This window comes from Sinorhizobium sp. 8-89 (assembly GCF_030124325.1).
Lineage (GTDB): Bacteria > Pseudomonadota > Alphaproteobacteria > Rhizobiales > Rhizobiaceae > Sinorhizobium.
Genome location: NZ_JASKLR010000017.1, coordinates 1 through 7850 on the forward strand (window position 1 = coordinate 1; position 7850 = coordinate 7850).

General features: G+C 61.3%; 8 protein-coding genes and 1 pseudogene. 4 read left to right on the forward strand and 5 right to left on the reverse strand.

Going from position 1 to position 7850, the window contains the following annotated elements:
- From QN219_RS24475 to QN219_RS24490, 4 genes and pseudogenes are all read left to right on the forward strand, one after another.
- Positions 1 to 232 (forward strand): annotated as a pseudogene (locus QN219_RS24475) (nitrilotriacetate monooxygenase); the annotation flags it as partial.
- A 24-nt stretch (positions 233 to 256) separates the two neighbouring features.
- On the forward strand, positions 257 to 1096 hold the full coding sequence (locus tag QN219_RS24480; protein WP_284002669.1) for an ABC transporter permease: 840 nt from the start codon (positions 257 to 259) through the stop codon (positions 1094 to 1096).
- A gap of 129 nt (positions 1097 to 1225) precedes the next feature.
- Positions 1226 to 2215, forward strand: coding sequence for an ABC transporter substrate-binding protein (locus QN219_RS24485; protein ID WP_284002670.1), 990 nt, complete (start codon positions 1226 to 1228; stop codon positions 2213 to 2215).
- Between the two features lie 9 nt (positions 2216 to 2224).
- On the forward strand, positions 2225 to 2995 hold the full coding sequence (locus QN219_RS24490; RefSeq protein ID WP_284002672.1) for an ABC transporter ATP-binding protein: 771 nt from the start codon (positions 2225 to 2227) through the stop codon (positions 2993 to 2995).
- An 87-nt stretch (positions 2996 to 3082) separates the two neighbouring features.
- Here QN219_RS24490 and QN219_RS24495 read toward each other — a convergent pair whose 3' ends face one another.
- The 5 genes from QN219_RS24495 to QN219_RS24515 form a co-directional block, all read right to left on the reverse strand.
- Entirely contained in the window at positions 3083 to 3994 is a 912-nt protein-coding gene (locus QN219_RS24495) for an SMP-30/gluconolactonase/LRE family protein (RefSeq protein ID WP_284002673.1), read from the reverse strand.
- A 125-nt stretch (positions 3995 to 4119) separates the two neighbouring features.
- A complete protein-coding gene (locus tag QN219_RS24500; protein WP_284002674.1) occupies positions 4120 to 4584 on the reverse strand; it encodes an Rrf2 family transcriptional regulator in 465 nt (154 codons plus the stop codon).
- Positions 4585 to 4803: 219 nt separating this feature from the next.
- On the reverse strand, positions 4804 to 6012 hold the full coding sequence (gene hmpA / locus QN219_RS24505) for an NO-inducible flavohemoprotein (RefSeq protein ID WP_284002675.1): 1209 nt from the start codon (positions 6010 to 6012) through the stop codon (positions 4804 to 4806).
- Positions 6013 to 6170: 158 nt separating this feature from the next.
- The gene (locus QN219_RS24510) at positions 6171 to 7019 is read right to left on the reverse strand and encodes a phytanoyl-CoA dioxygenase family protein (RefSeq protein WP_284002676.1); all 849 of its coding nucleotides are present in this window, start codon (positions 7017 to 7019) and stop codon (positions 6171 to 6173) included.
- A gap of 64 nt (positions 7020 to 7083) precedes the next feature.
- Positions 7084 to 7850 (reverse strand): ABC transporter permease (locus QN219_RS24515; RefSeq protein ID WP_284002677.1); only part of this gene is annotated, 767 nt, incomplete at its 5' end.

Below are 7850 nucleotides of genomic sequence, written 5' to 3' on the forward strand. Positions count from 1 at the left end.
CGATCAGCTCGAGGAGTGGTTCCGCAACGAAGCCGCGGATGGGTTTAACATCCTGCCGCCGTGGCTTCCCGGCGCGCTCGACGACTTTGTCGACCTAGTGATCCCCGAACTGCAGCGTCGGGGGCTGTTCCGGACCGCGTACGAAGGCCGCACGCTTCGCGAAAACCTCGGCCTCCCCAGACCGGCAAACCCGTGGTCGCAATCTCGCGAGACCGTTCAGGCCGACGAATGAAACGCCAAAGAGGAGGGCAGGCAGATGAGCTTGCAGGATGTCGATAGATCAATCCTCGGCGGCGCTGGTGGCGCGAAAGCCGAAGAGCATCTTCAATGGGCCGGCGTTAAACTTCGCCACTGGCTGTCGCGCTACGGGGTTCTGCTCGCCTTCCTCGTCTTGTGGCAAGGCGCCAGCAGCAGCGGCTGGCTTAATCCCGCCGTTTTTCCGCCGATCGACGCGATCCTTTCCGCCATGTGGAGAGGGGTCTTCGGCGGGGCCTTGCTCGACGACATAGCCATCAGTCTGCAACGATCGGGCCTGGCATTCTTGGCCGCCGTGGTGGTGGCGATACCGCTCGGGCTCTTCATGGGACAGGTACGCCCGATCGAGAACGCACTCGACCCGATCCTTCAGCTCTTCAGGCAGACATCGGCACTCGCACTTTATCCGGTGTTCATCCTGCTCCTCGGGCTCGGTGAGGCATCCAAGGTTTTCGTCATCTTCTGGGCGACGTTGTTTCCGCTGCTTTTGAACACGATCAGCGGGGTCAAGGAAGTCGATTCGAAGCTGATCGAGATGGCGCGTGTCTACGGAGCGTCTCGATCGACCGTCTTCCGGCGCGTCGTCCTGCCCGGAGCCATTCCCTCCATCTTTGTCGGCCTGCGATTGAGCGCCACGACCGCACTCCTGTTGCTGATCGCCTCCGAGATGATCGGCGCGAACAAGGGGGTCGGCTTCCAGGTCATGAACGCCCAGTACAACTTCCAGATACCCCTCATGTTCGCGGCGATCTTCATCCTCGCGGGGCTTGGGCTCATCGCCAACTACGCGCTTGTGTTCGCGCAGCGCCGCCTGTGCCGTTGGAGCGATGTTTCGATCTAATGCATGTCGCCGGAAAGTGAGCAGCGGTTTCGGGACAACGACATGCACGCAAACAAAGACCTAAAGCGCGCGCCACGCGCTTTAGCACGGTGCTTCGAGTTCACCTCTTCAACAAGGAAAGACGAACATATGACCATCTCCATTCGCTCCCTCGGTCTTGGCACCCTGTTTGCCATCGGCCTCTCCGGATATGCGGCGGCGCAGTCCTCGGATCAGGTGATCCTGCGCTACCTGGCGAGCCATGGCAGCCTATCGGCGCACGAGCTCGCGTCCGAACTTGGTTATTTCGACGGCACGGGCATCAAGCTCGAGAACGTCGGCTATGCGAGCGGCGGCCCGGAGTCGCTCTTCGGGCTCGCATCCGGTAGCGTCGACATAGGGTCTGCAGCGACGTCGGCTGTCATCAACTCGATCGCCAGCGGCAACGATTTTGTCGCCGCCTATCCGACCAACGGCATCAACGAGCAGGTGAAGAGCATCTTCTACGTGCTCGAAGACAGCCCGATCAAATCCATCGAGGATATCGCCGGCAAGACCATTGCGGTGAACACGCTCGGCGCCCACCTCGACTATGCGGTAAGGGAAGCGCTGCACAGCAAGGGCCTGCCGCAGAATGCCGCCAACCTCGTCACCGTGCCAGGCCCGCAGCTGGAGCAGACGTTGCGCTCGAAGCAGGTCGACATCGCGGCTGTCGGATATTGGCAGGCAACGTTCAACGGCCAGATCGTAGCCAATGGCGGCGTCCGCGCGGTCTTCGATGATACCGACGTGCTTGGTGAGATTGCCGGCGGCTTTGCCGTTCTTCGCCGCGACTTTGTCGAGGAACACCCGGATGCGGCCAGGAATTTCGTCGAGCAGTCCGCCCGCGCGGCCGACTGGTCGAGGGAAAATCCGGAAGAAGCACGGGCGCTGCTTGCAAAAATTCTCGAGAAACGCGGCGAGAACGGCGCACTGGCCAAGCACTGGACCGGCTTCGGGTTGCGGCCGGGCGCGCATGCGACCGAAAGAGATCTCGATTTCTGGATCGGCGTTCTCGAGCGCGAGGGCAGCCTGCCCCAGGGCAAGTACAAGGCATCCGATCTTCTGCTCCAGACCAGCGCCAGCGCTGCGGCAAACTGAGGTCCACTCATGGAGTACGTCCAGACTTCGCGAAAGGGGGAGATCGCGCTGCGCGATCTCTCGAAATCCTTCCAGATCAGCGGGCGCTCGCTCAGAGTTCTCAGGAACGTCAATCTGGATATCCGTTCCGGCGAATGCCTCGCGATCGTCGGGGCCAGCGGATCGGGCAAGACGACCTTGCTGCGCATCCTCGCGGGTCTCGAAGCCGCAGATGCGGGCAAGGTGCTCATCGACAGCGAGCCGATCACGGGCGTTGGGAACGAACGCGCCGTCATCTTCCAGGAGCCACGTCTGCTTCCCTGGCTGACGGTCCTTGAGAACGTCGCGTTCGGGCTCGAAGTCAGAGGCGGCGATGCCCGTCATGCCAAGGAACGAGCGCGCCATTACATCTCCTTGGTCGGATTGGCTGAATTCGCCGATGCCTACCCCAAGCAGCTCTCTGGCGGCATGGCGCAAAGGGTCGGCATCGCGCGGGCGCTGACGGTTCAGCCGGAAATCCTGCTGCTCGATGAACCATTCGGCGCGCTCGATGCGATGACCAAGCTGACGATGCAGGAGGAACTGGAGCGAATATGGCGGGATGAGAACGTGACGATGGTTCTCGTCACGCACGACCTCGAGGAAGCGATCTACCTCGCAGATCGTGTCCTGGTTCTTCCCAAAAACAAGGACGGCAACCCGAAGACCATAGAGATCGATCTCGCCCGGCCACGCGATCGAAGCGAGACGCGCTTCGTCCAATATCGCAAGGATTTGTTTCGTGAGTTCGGCCTGCACTGAGCGCAAGTTTGCGCTGCCTCTCGCCGGTTTATTGACGGAGATGAACAAAAGCTGGCCTCAACGGCGCCACCGTGAAAGCGCTGATGCCTACGGATATTGCACGCCGTTCGTCGTCGTGTAGATCGAATAGAGCGACTGGGTGGCGGTGATGAAGAGGCGGTTCTTCTTCGGGCCACCGAAAGTGAGGTTTGATACCGTCTGTGGCACAAGGATCTTGCCGAGCAGCTTGCCATCCGGTGCGAAGCAATGAACCCCGTCGGCGGCGCTGCACCACAGGTTTCCGTCGACGTCGAAGCGGAAACCGTCCGGGTTGCCGTTGTCGATTGAGCAGAAATAGCGGCTGTTTATCAGTGTGCCATCATCGGCCACATCGAAAACGCGGATATGGCTTGGGACTTCATGGCTGGCCGATCCCGAGTCGGCGATATAGAGCTGCTTTTGGTCCGGGGAGAAGGCGAGGCCGTTCGGCTGGATGAAATCGGTGACCACGGCTTCGATGGCGCCGGACAGAGGATCGATGCGATAGACGTTACGCGTCGCCTGTTCCGGTTCTGCCTTGTGGCCCTCGTAGTCCGAGATGATGCCGTAGGTCGGATCGGTGAACCAGATCGAACCGTCGGAGCGCACCACGACATCATTTGGCGAGTTCAGCCGCTTGCCCTGGTAGCTGTCGGCGAGCACGGTGATGCGGCCGTCATATTCGGTACGCGTCACGCGCCGGCCACCGTGTTCGCAGGAGATCAGTCGGCCCTGGCGGTCGCGGGTATTGCCGTTCACATAATTCGAAGGCGAGCGGAAGACGGAAGCGCCTCCCTCTGGCGTCCATCGCAGCATGCGTTCGTTCGGAATATCGCTCCAGATCAGGCAGTTGAGATCGGAAAACCAGACCGGCCCTTCCGCCCAGCGGCAGCCGCGATAAAGTTCTTCGAGCGCCGCGTTGCCGACGGTCAGGGTGCGGAAACGTTCGTCGCGGATGTCGTAAAGCGGATTGTCTGCCAAGGCCCTGTTCCTCCCGTGTGCTGCTGCCTTCCCACTTCACGGATAAGAACATGCAGCAATTCAAATGGCTACAGCGACCTTTGCGCGTCCGACAAGATGCCTGACCCTGCCATCCGCTGGTAGCCTCACGCGCCAGCGGGCTCGGGCTTTGGTCCTTCGATCCCGAGCAATTGCCGAAGCGGAACGGAAGGACGAAGCAGATCGGCCAAGGTGTAGCCGTCAAGGACGTCGAGGAAAGCCGCGGCGGCCGCGGCAAGGGCGCGCTTCAGCACGCAGGCGGGCTGAAGGGCACAAACGGTACCGGCACCCGCTTCGAGGCAGGGGACGACCGCAAAGTCGGGTTCGCAGGCCCGTACGATATCGCCGACGCTGATCTCGGAAGAGGCGCGGCCAAGCCGCATGCCGCCGTGGCGTCCACGCACCGTACGGATGAGGCCCTTCTGGCCGAGTTCGTGGGTAATCTTCATGAGGTGGGCGCGAGAGATGTCGTAGGCTTCCGCGATCTCCGCGATTGTCGAAAGGCGGCCGTCGTTCAGCCCGAGATACATCATCAGGCGAAGCGCATAGTCAGAATAGACTGTCAGCCGCATATTGGTGGTCCAAGTTCCATGAAGAGTTACGGCCTAAAGATATCTCGTTCATCCATTATTTAAATGGGAACCTAAAAGAGCGAGGAAGATTCCCCCGGACCCGAGGGAATGGCCGGAGCGCAATCGATGCGCTCCGGAAAACCTGCAGCAACTAAAAATGCCACAGCGGCGCGTCTGAAACGCACGGTGCCGTCACAGGCTGGTTGATCGAGTGAGCGCCTATGCGGCCAGCTCGTCGGCCGGCCCGAAGAACTCGTAATGAATTCTGTCGTTCGGCACGCCGGATTTCGCAAGACCGTTGACGAAGGTCGCCAGGAATGGCTTCGGACCGCAGATGTAGTAGTCCGCTTCTTTGATCGGCGTGTTGGCGGCAAGCCAGTCCAGAGTGATGAAGCCGTCATGGTCGTAGTGCACGCCCTTTTGGTCCCCTGTCCGAGGCGACTGATAAAAGACCGCCGACTTCATATGCGGTTGCTTTGCCGTCAGGGCGCGAACGTGCTTGGCCATGGCGTGCACGCGTCCATCCTGCGCGCCGTGGACATAATGGACCGGCCGTCGGTTGCCGTTCGCGGCAATAGCCTCGAGCATGGCCACCATGGGCGTCAACCCGACCCCGCCCGAGAGCAGAACGACCGGTCTTTCCTGTTCCTCGGCAAGGTAGAAATCACCCGTCGGCGGAGCGACGTCCAGGACGGATCCGACCTGCAAGTCGTCGTGCAGGAGGTTGGAGATCAGGCCATGGGGCTCGCGTTTTACGGATATTCGGTAGCTCTCGCCATTTGGCGCGGATGAGATGCTGTAATTGCGGCGCTGCAACGGCAGGCCCCCAACGGCGACACGAAAGGTCAGATACTGACCCGGCCGGTGACGGATGACGGGGCCACCGTCGACCGGACGCAGGATGAATGAGGTAATGATATCGCTTTCGGGGACCTTGGCGTCGATACGAAAGCGGCGCCATCCGGTCCAGCCGCCAACCGAAGAATGAAGATCGCCATAGATCTGTTCCTCGCGACCGATGAGAATGTGGGCGAGAAACCAGAAGGCTTCGCCCCAGGCCGTCAGCACGTCATCGGTTGCGGCGTCCGCGAGGACTTCCTTGATCGCACCGAGCAGCGCGGTTGCGACATGCGGATAGTGATCCGGCCGAATGTTCAACCCGACATGCTTCTGGGCTATGCGCTCGACTGCCCCGGCAAGCACGTCAAGATTGTCGATATTCTGGGCGTAGGCAAGGATCGCATGCGCCAATGCCTTAGTCTGCCGTCCTTCTTCGCCCTGATTGGACTGGTTGAAGAGTTCCCGCACTTCGGGATCCTGAAAAAGGCGTTTGTACATTGCCGCCGTTATCGTCGTGCCATGGGCCGCAAGCGCAGGCACTGTAGCGCGGATAATTGCCTTGGTGGTTTCGCTCAAGGGCTTCGACATCATGTCTCCATTCTTTATGCGATGGTCGATGTCGAAGCGATTAGGCGATTAAAGATCCATACACAATATATCTTTTGTCATGTGATAAAACCTGCGCGGTTCTGTCACGGGCCATCAGGTGTTGCTGCTCTGTGCAGGGGTTTCAAGCCGCCTGCATGTCAGGTTGGCGTCGAACCCATCACCAAACCTTCGATGTCGTGTTTCTGGGTGACCGGGATCAGCTCATCGACGACCCTGCAGACCAGATGTTTCTTCACCATCTCCGGCAGGGCGTCGTAATAATCCCTTGTCACCATCATGTCGTGTAATTCGGCGTGGCCCGCGCCGGGCGCGTCGGCGCCGAGAACCAGGACGGGGCGGGCGATCGGCGAGCCGTGTTCCGTCCCCCGATGGATGGTGAGCGCGGAACGGCATGAAACATCGCCGAGCTTCGGATACTTGCGCGTCGCGAGCTTCTGAAACTCCGGCCATACCTCCTTGGGCGGAAACATTTCATGCTTCCATTCCCGACCGTCGAGCCATTGGGTTCCAGGTGCGATCTCAAACGGCCCCATATCCTCGGTGACGTCCACGCCCGTCAGGTTGAAGGCAAGCGAGGTGATGCGGCGCTCGACATAGGTCTCCGGCGGGGAGGGGAAGTCGCGATGCCACGGTTGGTATTTGGCGCCCTGAAACGGCACGTCGAAACCGATTTCGACGATCTGGTAGTCGGGTCCGAGGGCCGCCTCGCACATGCCGACGACCCAGGGATGGGTGACGAGATCGACGAAGCCGGAAAAGTCCTGCGGATGGACCTCCACATACCAGCGGCGTGGCCCTCGGCCGACGGCACCGCCCGGTCGCTGAATGGCCGACCAGAAAGCGGTCATCATATCCTCGCGCATGGCCTCCGCCCATTCGCGCGAAAAGGCGCCCTTCAGCCCGGTAATACCGTCCCGTTGCAAGGCTTCGACGCAGGCGGCGAGATCATAGTCCAGTCGGGCTTCGCGTGTTGCGGTCGTATTCATCCTATCTCCTCTTGGTTTTCGTGCTGCTTGGGGCGCGTCACGCAGCCGGCGCCGGTGCCGCCGCTCAAACGCTCTCCTCACCCGTGCGACGCGACATTAGCCGCGCCTGAAGGACGACGACGATGAGCAGGAAGCCGCCCCGGATTACGGACTGCCAATAGGCGGAAAGCGAGATCCATCCGAGACCGTTCTCGAAATTCAGGATGTTGAACACCATCGCGAGCAGCAGGGCACCCGCCAGCGTCGCCCCGACGGAGCCGGAGCCGCCGGTCAGAAGCGTGCCGCCAACCACCACGGAGGCGATCGCGAAGAGTTCCCAGCCGACGCCCTCGGTCGGTTGCCCGGCGCCGAACTGCGAGGCAAGGATCACGCCTGCGAGCCCCGCGAGCGCGCCGGAGCCGAGATAGACGGCGGCAAGGGTTCGCCTGACTTTGAGGCCCATCAGCGCGGCTGTCGCTTCGCCGTCGCCGATCGCAAGCACGTGGCGGCCGATGGGCAGACGCTCCAGCACCAGCCAGCCCGCGATATAAGCGAGAAGGGCGACCCAGGCCGGAATGGGAAAGCCGAGAAAATCGTCCTGTCCGATCGCCGTGAAGCCGCTGTCGTAGGAAACCGAGACCGACTGGTTGCCGGCAAGCAGCAAGCCGGTGCCATAGGCCGCGAGCATGGTTGCGAGCGTCGCGATAAAGGGCTGGATGCGCATCACCGTAACGATGAAGCCGTTCAGCGCGCCAACCGCGAGGCCGGCTGCAATACCGCCGAAGAGACCTGCCGCCCAGTGATAGGGAGACAGAAGCGCGGCGATGACGCTCGCCATGGCCGCCGTGCCGC